12 protein-coding genes are annotated in these 15234 nt (G+C 67.6%); 4 read left to right on the forward strand and 8 right to left on the reverse strand.

Annotated features, from left to right (window positions below):
• Position 1: 1 nt before the first annotated feature.
• The 5 genes from rffA to BCEP18194_RS41110 all read right to left on the reverse strand — a co-directional run bounded on the left by rffA (position 2) and on the right by BCEP18194_RS41110 (position 4624).
• Entirely contained in the window at positions 2-1159 is a 1158-nt protein-coding gene (gene rffA, locus BCEP18194_RS06725) for a dTDP-4-amino-4,6-dideoxygalactose transaminase (protein WP_011350572.1), read from the reverse strand.
• A gap of 141 nt (positions 1160-1300) precedes the next feature.
• Positions 1301-2023 (reverse strand): WbqC family protein, encoded by a 723-nt coding sequence (locus tag BCEP18194_RS06730; protein ID WP_011350573.1) that lies wholly within the window; start codon positions 2021-2023, stop codon positions 1301-1303.
• A complete protein-coding gene (locus BCEP18194_RS06735; protein ID WP_011350574.1) occupies positions 2020-3405 on the reverse strand; it encodes an NAD(P)/FAD-dependent oxidoreductase in 1386 nt (461 codons plus the stop codon). Before BCEP18194_RS06735 ends, BCEP18194_RS06730 begins: the two co-directional genes overlap by 4 nt.
• Positions 3405-4187, reverse strand: coding sequence for a class I SAM-dependent methyltransferase (locus BCEP18194_RS06740; RefSeq protein WP_011350575.1), 783 nt, complete (start codon positions 4185-4187; stop codon positions 3405-3407). Before BCEP18194_RS06740 ends, BCEP18194_RS06735 begins: the two co-directional genes overlap by 1 nt.
• 194 nt (positions 4188-4381) lie before the next feature.
• Positions 4382-4624 (reverse strand): hypothetical protein, encoded by a 243-nt coding sequence (locus BCEP18194_RS41110; protein ID WP_157687157.1) that lies wholly within the window; start codon positions 4622-4624, stop codon positions 4382-4384.
• On the opposite strand from BCEP18194_RS41110, the gene BCEP18194_RS06745 reads away from it, so the two are divergent.
• The 3 genes from BCEP18194_RS06745 to BCEP18194_RS06755 all read left to right on the forward strand — a co-directional run bounded on the left by BCEP18194_RS06745 (position 4623) and on the right by BCEP18194_RS06755 (position 11338).
• A complete protein-coding gene (locus BCEP18194_RS06745; protein WP_011350576.1) occupies positions 4623-6410 on the forward strand; it encodes a tetratricopeptide repeat protein in 1788 nt (595 codons plus the stop codon). The genes BCEP18194_RS41110 and BCEP18194_RS06745 overlap by 2 nt on opposite strands.
• A 246-nt stretch (positions 6411-6656) precedes the next feature.
• Positions 6657-8855 carry a tetratricopeptide repeat protein gene (locus BCEP18194_RS06750; protein ID WP_011350577.1) on the forward strand — a complete coding sequence of 733 codons (2199 nt, stop codon included), beginning with the start codon at positions 6657-6659 and terminating at the stop codon, positions 8853-8855.
• Complete coding sequence (locus BCEP18194_RS06755; RefSeq protein WP_011350578.1) at positions 8852-11338, forward strand: tetratricopeptide repeat protein; 2487 nt, start codon at positions 8852-8854, stop codon at positions 11336-11338. Before BCEP18194_RS06750 ends, BCEP18194_RS06755 begins: the two co-directional genes overlap by 4 nt.
• Positions 11339-11557: 219 nt before the next feature.
• On the opposite strand, the gene BCEP18194_RS06760 is transcribed toward BCEP18194_RS06755, so the two are convergent.
• The 3 genes from BCEP18194_RS06760 to BCEP18194_RS06770 all read right to left on the reverse strand — a co-directional run bounded on the left by BCEP18194_RS06760 (position 11558) and on the right by BCEP18194_RS06770 (position 14315).
• Complete coding sequence (locus tag BCEP18194_RS06760; protein WP_011350579.1) at positions 11558-11854, reverse strand: flagellar protein FliT; 297 nt, start codon at positions 11852-11854, stop codon at positions 11558-11560.
• Between the two features lie 30 nt (positions 11855-11884).
• Positions 11885-13303, reverse strand: coding sequence for a flagellar filament capping protein FliD (gene fliD / locus BCEP18194_RS06765; protein ID WP_011350580.1), 1419 nt, complete (start codon positions 13301-13303; stop codon positions 11885-11887).
• Between the two features lie 193 nt (positions 13304-13496).
• Entirely contained in the window at positions 13497-14315 is an 819-nt protein-coding gene (locus BCEP18194_RS06770; RefSeq protein ID WP_011350581.1) for a flagellin domain-containing protein, read from the reverse strand.
• Between the two features lie 545 nt (positions 14316-14860).
• Here BCEP18194_RS06770 and rpsU point away from each other — a divergent pair.
• Entirely contained in the window at positions 14861-15073 is a 213-nt protein-coding gene (gene rpsU, locus BCEP18194_RS06775; protein ID WP_006401410.1) for a 30S ribosomal protein S21, read from the forward strand.
• The last annotated feature ends 161 nt before the right edge of the window (positions 15074-15234 follow it).

A 15234-nucleotide genomic window follows, 5' to 3' on the forward strand; every position in this document is an offset into this window, starting at 1 on the left:
GTTATCGGGTGCGGTAGAAATCGAAGACCACTTCGAGGATGCGATCCTGTTCGGCTTCGGTCATGTCGTGGTACAGCGGCAGCCGGACGAGCCGGTCGGCGACGAGGTCCGTCACCGCCATGCCGGACCCGCAGCGCCCGTAGCGCTGGCCGGCCGGCGAACTGTGCAGCGGCACGTAATGGAACACCGCGTTCACGCCCACCGCGCGGATCTGCTGCAGCAGATCGGTGCGTTCGGCGAGGTCGCGTGCGAGGAAATAGAACATGTGGCCGTTGCCGCGCTCGGCGAGCGAAATCGCGGGCAGCTCGATCAGCCCGTCCGCGTGCAGCGGCTGCAGCGCGTCCTGGTAGCGCTGCACGGTCGCGCGCCGCTGCGCGGTGATCACGTCCGCGTGCTCGAACTGCGCGTACAGGAATGCCGCGATCAGCTCGCCCGGCAGGAACGACGAGCCGACGTCGACCCATGTGTACTTGTCCACCTGCCCGCGGAAGAACTGACTGCGGTTGGTGCCCTTCTCGCGGATGATCTCCGCGCGCTCGACGAGGCGCGGGTCGTTGACCAGCAGCGCGCCGCCTTCGCCCGAGATCACGTTCTTGGTCTCGTGGAAGCTGAGGCACGCGAGGTGGCCGAGGCTGCCGAGCGGCTTGCCGTTCCACGTCGACTGCAGCGCCTGGGCGGCGTCCTCGATCACCCACAGGTCGTGGTCCGCCGCGAGCTGCCCGATCACGTCCATGTCGCATGCGACGCCCGCGTAGTGCACCGGCACGATCGCGCGCGTGCGCTGGGTGATCGCGGCGGCGATCTGCGTCTCGTCAAGGTTCAGCGTGTCGCGGCGGATGTCGACGAACACCGGCGTCGCGCCGCGCAGCACGAACGCGTTGGCGGTCGACACGAACGTGTAGGACGGCATGATCACTTCGTCGCCGGGCTGCACGTCGGCGAGGATCGCGGCCATCTCGAGCGCGGCCGTGCACGAGTGCGTGAGCAGCGCGCGCTGGCAGCCGATGCGCGCTTCCAGCCAGCGGTGGCAGAGCTTCGTGAACGCCTGGTCGCCGGCGAGGCCGCCCTGCTCGACCGCTTTCGCGATGTAGTAGAGCTCCTTGCCGACCACGAACGGGCGGCCGAATGGAATGCAGTCGAGATTGGGTGGGCCGAACATGGTCAGGCTCCTCGGAAAGTGACGGGCGATCGGCGGCGCGGGCGCGGCGCCGTTCAGGCGTCCTGCCGGACGGCAGCGCGCGAGCGCGCAGGGCCGTCGTCGTGCAGGCTTGCGTGACGGGATGCGTTCATCGGCATCGCTTCACGCGCCCCGATAAAGCGCGTACTGGCGAGCGTCGGGGCCGCAGTTGAACAGCACGTCGAGCACGGTGACGCCATGCACGAAGTCGCCCCACTGCTGCGGGTACTCGGGATAGGCCGGGTAGTCGAACCAGCGCACCGCGATGTTCGCGTCCGCGAACAGGTTCTCGTCCAGGTAGCTGCGGGCGGACGGGCCCGACAGGTACTCGGTCGCGCCCGCCTGCATGCACAGGTTCAACAGCTTCTCGGTGCGGTCGCCGTTCAGCGTGTAGTCCGACGACGACGAGATGCGCGTGTCGATTCCCAACTGCTGGTTGATCCACATCAGCAGCTTGCGGTTCAGCTCGCTGAGCGTGTCGTAGCGGCGGCCGAGATAAAGCGCTTCGAGCGCGTCCGCATAGCCCGCGAAGTGCGGCGCGCGCGCGTAGTTCTGCTGCAGCCGCTTCCAGTGCTGTGGCGCCCAGTCGTCGCCGTCGATCTCGGTTTCGCGAATCGTCTGGAGATACTTGCCCTTCACCTTCACCGGCACGCTCAGCCATTGCACGCCCTGCGGCGTCTTGATCTGGTTGCGGTTGCGCCAGTCGCGGCGCGTGTACTGCGCGTCGTCGTACAGGATGAATTCGTCGCTGGCGGCGATCAGGTCGAAATAGCCCTTCCACGGGATGTAGTTCGACTGGACGATCGCCACCCGCTTCGCAACCGCTTCCATGGGCGTGCCGCTCATGCCGGGATGTGGCCGTACCGGTACATGTCGACCAGCTCGGGCGGAATGCCCCAGTCGGTCGCGCCGATCCGGTCGTGCAGCGCTTCGAGGTCCGCGCGCATCGAGCGCTGCAACTGCTCGACCATGCGGTTCCTCGCCGGCTCGAAGTCGTGCTGGTACGCAGCGTTGATCTGGTGCCGCACGGTCTTCGCGATCGCGGCCTCGCGCGACATGTTGCGGATCAGCGGCCGTTCGGGCGCAAGCTCCGCGTAACGCGGATCGATCGGCTCGCCGCGCATCGCGGCGACGAGGTCGCGGCACAGCACCGGCGACAGGTGGAAGCCGTCCCGCTTGGTGCCGCCGAGGATCCACAGGTCCCGCACGCTGGTTTCGCCGAACAGCGGATACAGGTCGGATGTCATCGGCCGCCAGCCGACGTTCACGTTGACGAGGTTCGCGCGGTAGAACTTGCTGTTGATCTGGTCCATCGCCGCTTTCAGCAGCGAGTACGCGCTGCCGACGTGGCCGTGGTCGATCGGCACCGGGCTGATGTAGTTGCTGGCGCCGATCAGCGTGCGGTCCGGCCCGTACGGCGCCGAATAGACGCCGCATGCGAGGCCGCGGTTGGTGGTGCGGATGCAGTGCGTGTGTACGTTTTCCGCGCTCTGCAGCTCGATTGACATGCCGATGCCGTAGAACAGCCGCTGTACCGGCAGCTCGGGCGCGCTCGCGTGCAGCAGCTGGCCGAGGTTCGCGCCGTTGCAAAGGACGAAGCGGTCCGCGTCGAGCGTGCTGCCGTCGGAGAGCCGCGCCGCGACGACGCGCCCGCCGGCGATGTCGAGCCGCTCGACCTGGGCGTCGACGAGCGTCGTGTTGCCCGTCTGCGCGACGGATGCCGTCAGCGCGTCGAGAAACTGCTTCGGATTGACCCAGCCCTCGCGCTTCAGGTAGAGCGCGTTCAACGCGCGATAGCGCGGGTCGGGGTGATAGTTCGGAATGCTTGACGGATCGACCGCCTCGCAGGGTTCCTCGAATTCGCGGCAGAAGCGCTTCACAGCCGCGAAGTTCTCGTCGTCGAGCGCGTCGGTCGCCGCGTTGTTGAGCACGTACGTGCCGAACCCGTGGGCGACCTCGCGCGCCGGCGTGCAGATCTCGGCAAATACGCCCGGCCAGGCCGCAGTCGCCGCGCGGCTCAGCTCGAACTTGAAGCGGTCGAGCGGCGTGCCGAGCGAGTCGCCTTCGAGTTCGGTGAATGAGTTGAGCATCGCCGCCGCCGCGCGCGTCGCCGAGCCCGGGCGCAGTGCCGGGCCGACGATCACGAGTTCGACAGTCGGGTCCGCGCGTTGCCATGCCCGGGCCGTCATCAGCCCGAGAATGCCGTTGCCGAGGATCGCGATCTTCATTAGCGCCCCTGTCCGCCTTCGGGGAACGTCATGTAGCAGAGCGACGGATACGCTTGCGTCCGGTGAATCTGGTGCGGGTACTTGCCGAGCACCTTATGCAGGTAGTGCATGCCTTCCGCGGGGGCCTGATGGCCGCGCATCAGCTGCCACACCGCGACCACGCCGCCCGGCACCAGGCGCTGGAGCACCGCTTCGAACGCCTGCTCCGTCGGGCCCGGCACGTTCAGGTCGAACCATGCAAGCGCGATCGTCTCGCCCGGGTGAGCTTCGTCGAACGCCGCCAGCGTGTCGCGACAGTCGCCTTCCCACACGCGGTGCTTGCCGTTCACGTGGCCCATCGCGTTGTTGCGCTCGTGCAGCGACAGCAGCTTGCGCAGCAGGTCCGCGTAGCCGCTCGCCACCGAATAGGTGCCGTCGGAGAACAGCTTGCGGTCGCGCGAGTCGTCCTCGGAGAAGCCTGCGTAGCCGGTGAACGTATCGAACGCGTGAATGCGGCGCTGGAAGTTCAGCGGCTCGAGGATCGCGCGGAAGTTCTCGCACAGCACCGCGGTCTGCCCGCGCCATGTGCCGAGATCGAGGATCGAGCCCGGCAGCGGCACGATCTTCTGATACACCTCGAAGGTCGCCAGGATCCGCGCGAGCAGCGAACCGCGCACGAACAGACCGAGCGAGCGTTCCAGTTCCTCGGGGGTCGCGGGATACGCGTGCAGCAGGTCGAACAGTTCGCGGCGCGCGGCGAGCTGGTCGTCGTTCGAGTTGGTGATGATGGATGACTCGTGCATACAAAAGGCTCCAGGGACTATGAGTGATACCGAACGAAGTGCCGTGGCGGACCGGGGTCGCGTGCGCGGCCGGCATCCGATGCGGCAACCGGGCCCGCACGCGTCGCGGCTGTCCGCACGGTGCAATCCGGTCATCTTTCGGAATCGAGTCTAGCGAGCGCCGCCAGGATCGAATGTCGGATTAGCGGGTGGTTTCACCCCGCATTTCGATGGATGCGCGGGTGTCCGGCGCGGCGCCCGCGGATGCGGCTTGCCGTCGCGGGAATAGCGACCAATTCCAGCACCTGCTCGCCAAATTGGAACGCGGCGTGCGCGAGGAGAATTCGGACACGTCGGAGACCGTCGGTGCGTGCGTCCGCGGGCGAAGGCGTGCGCCGACGCAGCGGTGCCGGCGGCGATTCGAATCCCGTATTGGCTACCAGGACGACATAGCTCATGATGCCCACCTCCCCCGCCGCCGCCACGATCGAACAGGCGCTGGCGCACCATCAGGCCGACCGGCTGGAAGAGGCCGAGACGCTGTACCGGCAGATCATCGACACCGATCCCCGGCACGCGGACGCGCTTCACCTCCTCGGCCTGATCGGCCATCAGTACGGGCGCTATCGGGAGGCATCCGACCTGATCATGGCGGCGATCGAGATCAGACCGGACGCGATGTACTACTACAACCTCGGCAACGTGATGCAGGCGGACAACCGTCATGCCGCCGCCGCCGAGTGCTTCCGTCTCGCAATCGAGCTGCGACCCGACTACGTCGATGCGTACAACAACCTCGGCAACGCGCTGCGGCTCGCCGGCGACGCCCGCACGGCCGTCGATGCGTTCTGCCAGGCCATCGCGCTGAAGCCGGACAACGGCCAGGCCTACAACAACCTTGCGAATGCGCTGTTCGACCTGAACGAGATTCCGGCCGCGCTCGAGGCTTACCGGCACGCGGTCGCGCTGCGCCCCGAATTGCCGGAGCCGCGCAGCAACCTGCTGTTCGCGAGCCACTGCAGCGAAGCGTTCGACCACGACGCCTATCTCGCCGAGGCCGCGCGCTACGACGAAGTCGTCACGCGGTGCGCGACGCCGTGGACGGACTGGCTCGTCGACCTGACCGCCCGCGCCGGGCGGCCGCTCAAGGTCGGCATCGTGTCGGGCGACCTGAAGGCGCATCCGGTCGGCTATTTCATCGAGAGCATGCTGAAGCATCTCGACGCGAACCGGATCGAGATGCATGCGTACCCGACGCGCGACGTCGAGGACGACGTGACCGCCCGCATCAAGCCGGCCTTCGCGACGTGGACCTGCATTGCCGGCCTGAGCGACGAAGCGGCGGCCGCGCGTGTCCGCGCGGACCGCATCGACGTGCTGCTCGACGCGGCGGGCCACACGGTCTACAACCGCCTGCCGCTGTTCGCGTGGAAGCCGGCGCCGCTGCAGGCGAGCTGGCCCGGGTATTTCGCGAGCACCGGCGTGCGCGCGATCGACTACGTGATCGGCGACCGTCACGTACTGCCGCCCACTGAGGCCGCGCATTTCACCGAGCGGCCGTGGCATCTGCCGGACAGCTATCTGTGCTTCACGCCGCCGGCCGAGCCTGTCGACGTCGGCGCGCTGCCGATGCTCGCGAACGGCCATCCGACCTTCGGCTATTTCGGCAAGCTCGCGAAGATCACCGATCACGTCGTCGCGGTCTGGTCGAGCGTGCTGCGATCGGTCGCGGGCGCGAAGCTGTTCGTGAAGGCGGAGCATCTCGACGATCCGCGCGAGCAGCAGGCGCTTGCCGCGCGCTTCGCGGCGCACGGCATCGACGCGCAGCGCCTGATCCTCGAAGGCCGCTCGCCGCGCGCCGAATACCTGGCCGCGTACCGGCGCGTCGACCTGATGCTGAGCCCGTTCCCGTATCCGGGCGGCACGACGACCGCCGAAGCGCTGTGGATGGGCGTGCCCGTTCTGTGCCGGCGCGGCGAGCGCTTCCTGTCGCACATCGCCGAGAGCCTGCTGCATTCGGCGCGGCTGCCCGGGTGGATCGCGGACGACGACGACGCGTACGTCGCGAAGGCCGTCGCGCAGGTCGGCCAGCCTGCCGAGCTGGCGGCGCTGCGCACGACGCTGCGCGCGCAGGTGCTCGCGTCGCCGCTGTGCGACGCGCCCCGCTTCGCGCGCCACTTCGAGGACGCACTGCACGGCATGTGGGCGCAGCACGTCGAAGCCGCGCCGGGCGCATCCGTGTGAGGCCGCTCACGACGTGACGTGACGTGCGTGGGCATTTCCACGCCGGCGGCCAGCGGAACATGGCGCCCCTCGCGCTGAACACCGCGCCGGCCGACGCGATCGTCATTCCGACCGGTGGCGCGTGCGCGACACCGTCGTCGGGATGGCGCGCGATGGGATGGCGGCGTCGGCCGTGATGATCGGGCACGGCGGCAGGCTGATCGACTTCGGACGCGAACCGCATCCCTATTGAGCAGAGCAGACGAGATGGACGGAACAGGACAGGCATTGCAGGCGGCGCTCGCGCATCATGAGGCGGGGCGTCTCGCCGAAGCGAAGACGCTGTACGACGCGATCCTCACCGCGCAGCCGGGCCAGCCGGATGCGCTGCATTTTCTCGGGCTGCTGGCGTGCCAGCTGAAGCAGTACGACGCGGGCATCGCGCTGATGGAGCAATCGCTCGTCGAGCGACCGGACGCGTCGTACTTCAACAACCTGGGCAACATGCTGCGCGAAAACGGTCGGCTCGACGACGCGATCGCGCACTATCGGCGCGCGGTGGCGCTGCGGCCGGACTATCCGGAGGCGCACAACAATCTCGGCAACGCGTTGCGCGACGCGCGCGAGCCGGCGGCCGCGATGGAGAGCTGCGCGCGTGCGATCGAGCTGCGCCCCGGTTACGCGGAGGCGTACAACAACCTTGGCAACGCGCTGCAGGATCTGGGCGACTTTGATCGCGCCGCGTCGCACTACGGCCGCGCGATCGAGCTGGACCCGTCGATGGCGATGGCCCACGCGAACTTGAGCGCGGTGCGTCACCGGCAGCTGCGCTGCGCGGAAGCGCTCGCGCATGCGCAGGACGCGATCCGGCTCGCGCCGAACCTCGCCGACGCGCACAACCACGCGGGCAACGCGTATCACGGACTGGACCGGCTCGATGCGGCGCAGGCCAGCCACCGCACGGCTGTCACGCTGAATCCGGCGGACGCCGGCGCGTGCCACAACCTGTCCGTCGTGCTGCTGAAGCTGCAGCGGCTCGACGAGGCGCTCGTGTATTGCCGGCAGGCGTTGCAGGCCGGCCCGCCGGCCGCGTTGATGCACGTCAATCTCGGCGACATCCTGCGCGCGCAGGGCAACGTCGATGCCGCGGTCCACGCGTATCGCGATGCGCTTGCGCTGGTGCGCGACGACGCCGACGACGTCGCGGCGACCGTGCTGAACCGGCTGCTGTTCAGCGCGGCGGCGTCCGCTTGCGTGAACCCCGCCGACTACCTGGCCGACGCGCGGCGCTACGGCCGGCACCTGGCCGCGCGTTCGACGCGCCATGCGCACGATCCGCGTGAGCGGGCCGCGCGCGCGCAGGGGCGGCCACTGCGTGTCGGCTTCGTGTCCGGCGACCTGCGCCTGCATCCGGTCGGCATCTTCCTGGAAAGCGTGCTCGCGCACCTCGAGCGCACGCGCATCGACCTGCGCGTGTACGTGACCACGGACGAGGAGGACGCGATCACCGCGAAACTGAAGCCGCACGCGAGCGGCTGGCGTTCGATCGCCGCGCTGGGTCCGGACGCGGCCGCGCGGATGATTCACGACGACGAAATCGACGTCCTCGTCGACCTCGCCGGCCATACGCAGTCGAGCGGGTTGGCCGTTTTTGGCTGGAAACCCGCGCCGGTACAGGCGAGCTGGCTCGGCTTCTTCGCGTCGACCGGCTGCGACGCGATCGATTACTTCATCGGCGACCGCTACACGCAGCCGGACGCCGAAGCGCATCACTTCGTCGAGAAGCCGTGGCGGCTGCCGGACAGCTTCCTGTGCTTCACGCCGCCGGCCTGCGACGTCGAGGTCGGGCCGCTGCCGATGGCGGCGCGCGGCCATCCGACGTTCGGTTGCTTCGGCCAGCTCGTGAAGATCGGCGACGACGTCGTGCGCGCATGGTCGCGCATCCTGCACGCGCTGCCGGACGCGCGGCTGCTGCTCAAGGCGCACGAACTCGGCCGCGAGGGCGTGCGCGACGCGACCGCCGCGCGCTTCGCGCGGCATGGCATCGACCCGGACCGGCTGATCCTCGAGGGCGGTTCGCCGCGCGCGGAATACTTTGCCGCGTATAACCGCATCGACGTCGCGCTGAGCCCGTTTCCGTACCCGGGCGGCACGACCACCGCCGAAGCGCTGTGGATGGGCGTGCCGGTGCTCGGGATGAAGGGCGGCCGGTTCGTCACGCACATTTGCGAAAGCGTGCTGCACGCGGCGGGCATGGGCGAATGGGTCGCTGACGGCGAGGACGCCTACGTCGCGAAGGCGATCGCGGCGGTGCGCGACCGCGAGCCGCTCGCGACGCTGCGCGCCGGGCTGCGCGCGCAACTGCTCGCGTCGCCGCTGTGCGACGCGCGCCGGTTCGCGGCGCATCTCGAAGCGGCGTTCATCGGCATGTGGCAACGCTATACGAACTCGGAACACGAAGCATGAACGATATTCAAGACACGCTGCAGTCCGCGCTGGCGCATCATCAGGCGGGCCGTCTCGCCGAAGCGAAGACGCTGTACGACGCGATCCTCACCGCGCAGCCGGGCCAGCCGGATGCGCTGCATTTCCTCGGGCTGCTGGCGTGTCAGCTGAAGCAGTACGACGCGGGCATCGCGCTGATGGAGCAATCGCTCGTCGCGCGGCCGGACGCGTCGTACTTCAACAACCTGGGCAACATGCTGCGCGAAAGCGGCCGGCTCGACGACGCGATCGCGCACTACCGTCGCGCGGTGGGGCTGCGGCCGGACTATCCGGAGGCGCACAACAATCTCGGCAACGCGTTGCGCGACGCGCGCGAGCCGACGGCTGCGATGGAGAGCTGCGCGCGTGCGATCGAGCTGCGGCCCGGCTATGCGGAGGCGTACAACAACCTCGGCAACGCGCTGCAGGATCTGGGCGAGCACGAGGCGGCGGCGGCGAGCTACGCCAAGGCGGTCGCGCACCAGCCGCAATACGCGGATGCGTACTGCAATCTCGGCAACGCGCTGAATGCGCAGGAGAAATTCGACGATGCCGCGGATGCCTATCGTCGCGCCATCGCGCTGCAACCGGGCTTCCGTGTCGCGCACCAGGGGCTGAGCGAGACGCTGCGCGCGGCAGGTGATCTGCGGGGTGCGGTCGACCATGCGCGCGAGGGACTCGATCCGGGCGACGCGGACGCGCACTGCGTATTGGCCAGGCTCCTGCAGCGCATGAGCGAGTTCGACAAGGCGGTCGAACTGCTCGAGCGGGCGATCGCGATCGATCCCGCGCATGCACGGGCGTGGGCCTGGCTCGGCGACCTGCGCAACCAGCAGGGCGAATACGGTCAGGCTGTGCAGGCGTGCCGGCACGCGATCGAGCTCGATCCCGAACTGGCCGATGCGTACAATTTCCTCGGCTTCGCGTATCACAACCTCAATCGGCTGGCTGCGGCGGAGCTGAGCTACCGGCACGCGATCGACCTGAACCCCGACGATGCCGACGCCCATCAGAACCTCGCCGCCGCGCTGTTGCGGCTCGAGAAGCTCGACGAGGCGCTGAAGCACACCGAGATCGCGCGGGAACTCGGCATCGATCCGCTGAAGCTCCAGATGACGCTCGGCGACATCCTGTGGGCAAAAGGGGATCTCGCCGGCGCGCTGGACGCATTCCGCACGGCGATCCGGTACGACCTTCATCGCGCGTACTCGCGGATGCTGTTCAACATGTCGAGTTCGCCCGCGTTCGAGCCGCAGGAGTGGGTCGCTGAAGCGCGCCGCTATGGCGAACATCTCGAGCGCGACGCGCATCCGTTCGAGCACGACCGCGCGCAGCGCGTCGCGCGGGCGCAGGGGCGGCCGCTGCGCGTCGGCTTCGTGTCGGGCGACTTGCGGCAGCACCCGGTCGGCATTTTCCTGGAAAGCGTACTGGCGCGGATCGACCGGTCGCGCATCGAGCCACATGCCTATGTGACGTTCGTCGGCGAGGACGACGTGACCGCGCGGCTCAGGCCGAACTTCGCGAGCTGGAAGAAGGTGGTCGGCCTGGGCCGCGAGGAGGCCGCGCAACTGATTCGCGACGACGGCATCGATATCCTGATCGACATGGCAGGCCATACCGACTGGAGCGGCCTGCCGATTTTCGGGCACAAGCCCGCGCCGGTGCAGGCGAGCTGGCTCGGTTTCTTCGCGACGACCGGTTGCCGCGCGATCGACTATTTCATCGGCGATGCGCATACGCTACCCGCCGACGAGGCGCAACACTTCACCGAGCGGCCGTGGCGGCTGCCGGACAGCTATCTGTGCTTCACGCCGCCGCCGTACGATGTCGCGGTCGGCCCGCTGCCGATGGTGGCTCATGGCGGCGTCACGTTCGGCTGCTTCGGCAAGCTGATCAAGATCAGCGACGAGGTCGTCGCGCTGTGGTCGCGCATCCTGCACGCGCTGCCGGACGCGCACCTGCTGCTGAAGGCCCATGAGCTCGGCGCCGACGACGTGAACCAGGCGACGCTCAACCGCTTCGCGCGGCATGGCATCGGCGCGGATCGGCTGATCCTCGAAGGCGGGTCGCCGCGTGCGGAATACTTTGCCGCGTATAACCGCATCGACGTCGCGCTGAGCCCGTTTCCGTACCCGGGCGGCACGACCACCGCCGAAGCGCTGTGGATGGGCGTGCCGGTGCTCGGGATGAAGGGCGGCCGGTTCGTCACGCACATTTGCGAAAGCGTGCTGCACGCGGCGGGCATGGGCGACTGGATCGCGACGGACGAGGATGCGTACCTGACGAAGGCCGTCGCGTTCGCCCGCGATCGTGACCGGCTGGCGACGTTGCGGGCAACGCTGCGCGCGCAATTGCTCGCGTCGCCGCTGTGCGACGCGTCGCGCTTCGCGCGCAACCTGGAGGATGCGCTGCACGGCATGTGGGCCTGCTATGCGTCCGGCGAGACGGCGCCCGGGGGCGCGTGACGAGCGCGGCGCGCCGCGGCGGGAAGCGGCGTTGGCACCGTCGACGGGTGCGGCGATCGAGCGGGTGGAGCGGGCGTAGCCGGCGCGATCCGGCTCGCGCCCCGCCTGCCGGCGAAAAAAAAGCCGCATTGAAGCGGCTCGACGGTACGGCGACAACGGTCCGCTCGACTGGCGGCGTCTTTTAATTCGACAGGCGCGGCGGGCGAGACGCCCGGCCGGTCACAGCATGCCGGCCTTCTGGTACTGGCTCGCGGCCTTGATCCGCTCCTGGGACTGCGCAAATTCCGCAGCCAGGCGGTCACGGTCCGTCTGCGCATGCTCCGTGATCGACGCGTCGATCGCCATGATCTGCCGCACCTGGTCCAGCGCGTCCGGGGTCTGCTCGCCGGACAGGTTCATCAGCAGCGGCGAGCGTTCGTCGACGAGTGCCGCGACGCGCACCCAGTCGCGTGCGTCGGCCGCCGACTGCATGGCACGGGTCAGGTCGAAGGCGCGGGACAGGGTGTCGTTCGTCATGGTTCGGCTCCGAAGGGGTGTTGCCAAGGCTTACTTGTTGTTGGCCATCGCGCCGGAGCTGTTCTGGCCGCCGAACAGCTGGGTCAGGTAGCGGGTGTTGTTCGCCATCTGCGCCATCAGCGTGTTCAGCGCGGTGAACTGCGCGGTGTATTGCGTGGTCAGCTGGCTCGAGTAGGTCTGCAGTTGCGTGGCCTGACCCTGTACGCTCGTCAGATCGGCATTGATCGCGGTGGTGCGCTGGTCGATCAGGCCGGACGTCTGCGTGTACGAGGTGATGTTCGCATTGAGCGCCTGGGCGATGCCGTTCGTCTGGTTGAAGATCGCCGCCACCGCGGAACTGTTCGACTTGAGCGCGGTGGTCAGCGCGGCGGTGTCGACCGACATCGCGCCGGTCGAGTCCACGTTGATGCCGATGCTGCCGAGCGCATAGGTCGTGCCGCCCGTCGTGACGCCGCTGCTGAGCGTCGTCGCGAGCGTGTTCCTGATCGTGTTCATCATCGCGTCGCCGAGCAGCGGGCCGGCGGTTTGCGCCGTCGGGTCGTAGCTCGTCAGCGATTTCGCGGTGTTCACGAAGTTGGTATACGCGGTCGCGAAATTGTTGATCGCGGTCGTCGCCGCGGCCGTGTCCTGCGACAGCGTGATGGTTTGCGTCGTGCCGACGGCGGCCTGCGACAGCGCCAGGCTGACGCCCGTCAGCGCGCTCGAGACGTTGTTCGACGCACTCGACACCGGCGTTCCGTCGATCGTCAGCTGCGCATCGGCGGCCGGGGTGACCGTCGTGTAGCCCGACGTCAGTTTCGAGTTGACGCCCGTGCCCGTGATCGAGATCGTGTTGGCCGCGCCGGTGGCGTTCGATTGCATCACGAGATGCTGGCCGTCCGAACCGGTGATAACCGATGCGGTGACGCCGGCATTGCCGGACGCGGAGTTGATCGACGACGCGATGTCGGACAGCGACGCGCCGGCCGCCACGTTGACGTTGAACGCAGGGTTGCTGCCGAACGTGATGCTCAGCGAGCCGGCCGAGATCGTGTCCGCCGACGTCACGCCGGCCGACGTCAGCTTGTTGGCGGTCGCGAGCTGCGTGACATTGACTGAATACGAACCGGCCACCGCACCGCTGCCGCTCGTGACCGTCGTCGCGATGCCGCTGCCGCTCGCCGTCGCGGCCAGGCTGCTGAGCGTGGTGCCGTTCGAGAGGCCGGTGAGCGCGGTCTGCAGCGCGGACAGCGCACCCTTCAGTTGGCCGATCGCGGACAGCTGCGTATTGTCGTTCGTCTGGCGGGTCTGCAGGGTCTGCAATTGCCCGGCCGTCTTCGCGTTCACCAGCGTCGTGACGAGCGAATTGACGTCGAGCGACGAATTGGTCGCACCGCTGATGATCGACTGTCCGGCCTGCGACAGGAGGGTGGTGATGTCCGTGCTGCTGACGGGGGTCGTGGTGGCCATGCCGTTGCTCCGGTCGTCCGCGCAATCAACGTGCGCGATGCGGCGGGGTGCCGCGGTTCAATGCAAAGAGGGAGGCGTGCCTCCCTGGAAAATTCTGATCCGAGTGGTTTCGGCGGCGTCGCGATGCGTCGCATGGCGACGCCGCCGGGCCCGGAGGCGGGCGGGCACGTTGCCCGCCGCGCGTGCTGCTCGATTAACCGAGGAGCTTCAGGACTTGCTGCGGCAGCGAGTTCGCTTGCGCCAGAACCGAGATACCAGCTTGTTGCAGCACTTGCGCCTTGCTCAGGTTCGCCGTTTCCGTCGCGAAGTCCGCGTCGGTGATCTGCGAGCGAGCGGCGGTCATGTTGGTTGCCTGGGTTTGCGTCGTCGAGATCGCAGCCTGGAACGTGTTCTGTGCTGCGCCCAGCGTTGCCTGGAACGTGTTGACTTGCTTCAGTGCCGCGTCGATCGCCGTGATCGCCGATTGCGCGCCCGACTGCGTGGCGACGCTCAGGGTGTTCACGCTCATGCCCGTGCTGTTCCAGTTCGCCGTGCCGAAGTCGACGGTAACGACCTGGTTCGCTGCTGCGCCGATCTGGAACGTGACGCTGCCGGTGCCGCCCAGGATGGTCTGGCTGTTGAACGTCGTTTGCGATGCGACACGGTCGATTTCGCCGAGACGCGTCGTCACTTCCGCTTGCAGGTTCGCGCGAGCGCTCGAATCCAGCGAGCCGTCGCCTGCTTGTTGCGCCAGCGTACGGATACGCTGCAGGTTGTCGACCGTCGATTGCAGCGCGCCGTTGGCGGTCTGGATCATCGAGATGCCGTTGTTCGCGTTTGCAACACCTTGCGTCAGCGCATTGATTGCCGCCGTTTGCGACGTCGAGATCGCCAGGCCTGCTGCATCGTCAGCAGCGGTGTTGATGCGCTTGCCCGACGACAGGCGGTTGATTGCTTGCGACAGTGCGCTTTGCGAGCCCGACAGATTCGTCTGCGTCGTCAGCGAAAGGATGTTGGTGTTGATGTTCAGCATTTGCTTCCTCGTTTTGGAAAATGCCTGGGATACAGACAGGTTTTGATTTCGGCGTTGCGCTTTATCGCGACTGGCGCTGCCCCGCCTTTCCTGGTTGACGGCGGCACCCGGCGAAAACTTTAGAGGGATGTTTGGGTAAATTCGGGACGGAAGGATGGTTGGTGGCCGAAAGGCCCGCCCGGCTTGGCCAGTCGGGCCGCGGGCAGGCGCGGCACCCGGCCCCGTTCGATGGGGCGATCGGCCGCGCCATGCGGAGCGGCGAACCGGGAGATGCAAAAGGATGGTTTTGTCTGTGATTCTCTGCTATGATGGCGGGCTGAATTGAGATTTCTGTCAAGCCTCTGCCGTTTTCGGCATGTCTGCTGGCAGTCAAACGCGGCGCTGCACGCGGCTTGTGAAGCGTACTCGCGGTGCTTTCCGCCTCTCTTTTCCGGCCTCCGAGGCCGTATTTCCGCTCGTTTCGCCAGTTTGTGGGGACGCTCGGATGGCCGGTGCGTGGCGCTTGGCCGCTACGTTTTTGACCGTTTAAGCAATTTAGGAACGACATGACGACGATTCTTCTGAAAGAAAACGAGCCGTTCGAAGTGGCGATTCGCCGCTTTCGCCGTGCTATCGAAAAAAATGGCCTGATCGCTGAGCTGCGCGAACGCCAGTCCTACGAAAAGCCGACCGCAGTCCGCAAACGCAAGAAGGCAGCAGCCGTCAAGCGCCTGCACAAGCGCCTGCGCAGCCAGATGCTGCCGAAGAAGCTCCACTAAGAGCGTCTTACGGTTCGCCGCGAAACGGCGGAGCGTGCTTCGAAAGAAGCCGCTCCGCCGTTTTGCTTTTGGGGTCCGGGAAAATCCCGAGTCCCGCGGCCGCTGCGGTGCGGCCGTCCAAGCTGGTGGGCGATGGCCGGCGGTTTGCGCCTGCCGGCCCA

The organism is Burkholderia lata, from assembly GCF_000012945.1.
In the GTDB taxonomy this organism is placed as follows: Bacteria; Pseudomonadota; Gammaproteobacteria; order Burkholderiales; family Burkholderiaceae; genus Burkholderia; species Burkholderia lata.

Excerpts from the sequence above, each read along its gene's own strand:
- rffA (WP_011350572.1), bottom strand. The coding sequence starts at position 1,159 with ATGTTCGGCCCACCCAATCTCGACTGCATTCCATTCGGCCGCCCGTTC.
- BCEP18194_RS06730 (WP_011350573.1), bottom strand. The coding sequence starts at position 2,023 with ATGAGCGGCACGCCCATGGAAGCGGTTGCGAAGCGGGTGGCGATCGTC.
- BCEP18194_RS06735 (WP_011350574.1), bottom strand. The coding sequence starts at position 3,405 with ATGAAGATCGCGATCCTCGGCAACGGCATTCTCGGGCTGATGACGGCC.
- BCEP18194_RS06740 (WP_011350575.1), bottom strand. The coding sequence starts at position 4,187 with ATGCACGAGTCATCCATCATCACCAACTCGAACGACGACCAGCTCGCC.
- BCEP18194_RS06745 (WP_011350576.1), top strand. The coding sequence starts at position 4,623 with ATGATGCCCACCTCCCCCGCCGCCGCCACGATCGAACAGGCGCTGGCG.
- BCEP18194_RS41110 (WP_157687157.1), bottom strand. The coding sequence starts at position 4,624 with ATGAGCTATGTCGTCCTGGTAGCCAATACGGGATTCGAATCGCCGCCG.
- BCEP18194_RS06750 (WP_011350577.1), top strand. The coding sequence starts at position 6,657 with ATGGACGGAACAGGACAGGCATTGCAGGCGGCGCTCGCGCATCATGAG.
- BCEP18194_RS06755 (WP_011350578.1), top strand. The coding sequence starts at position 8,852 with ATGAACGATATTCAAGACACGCTGCAGTCCGCGCTGGCGCATCATCAG.
- BCEP18194_RS06760 (WP_011350579.1), bottom strand. The coding sequence starts at position 11,854 with ATGACGAACGACACCCTGTCCCGCGCCTTCGACCTGACCCGTGCCATG.
- fliD (WP_011350580.1), bottom strand. The coding sequence starts at position 13,303 with ATGGCCACCACGACCCCCGTCAGCAGCACGGACATCACCACCCTCCTG.
- BCEP18194_RS06770 (WP_011350581.1), bottom strand. The coding sequence starts at position 14,315 with ATGCTGAACATCAACACCAACATCCTTTCGCTGACGACGCAGACGAAT.
- rpsU (WP_006401410.1), top strand. The coding sequence starts at position 14,861 with ATGACGACGATTCTTCTGAAAGAAAACGAGCCGTTCGAAGTGGCGATT.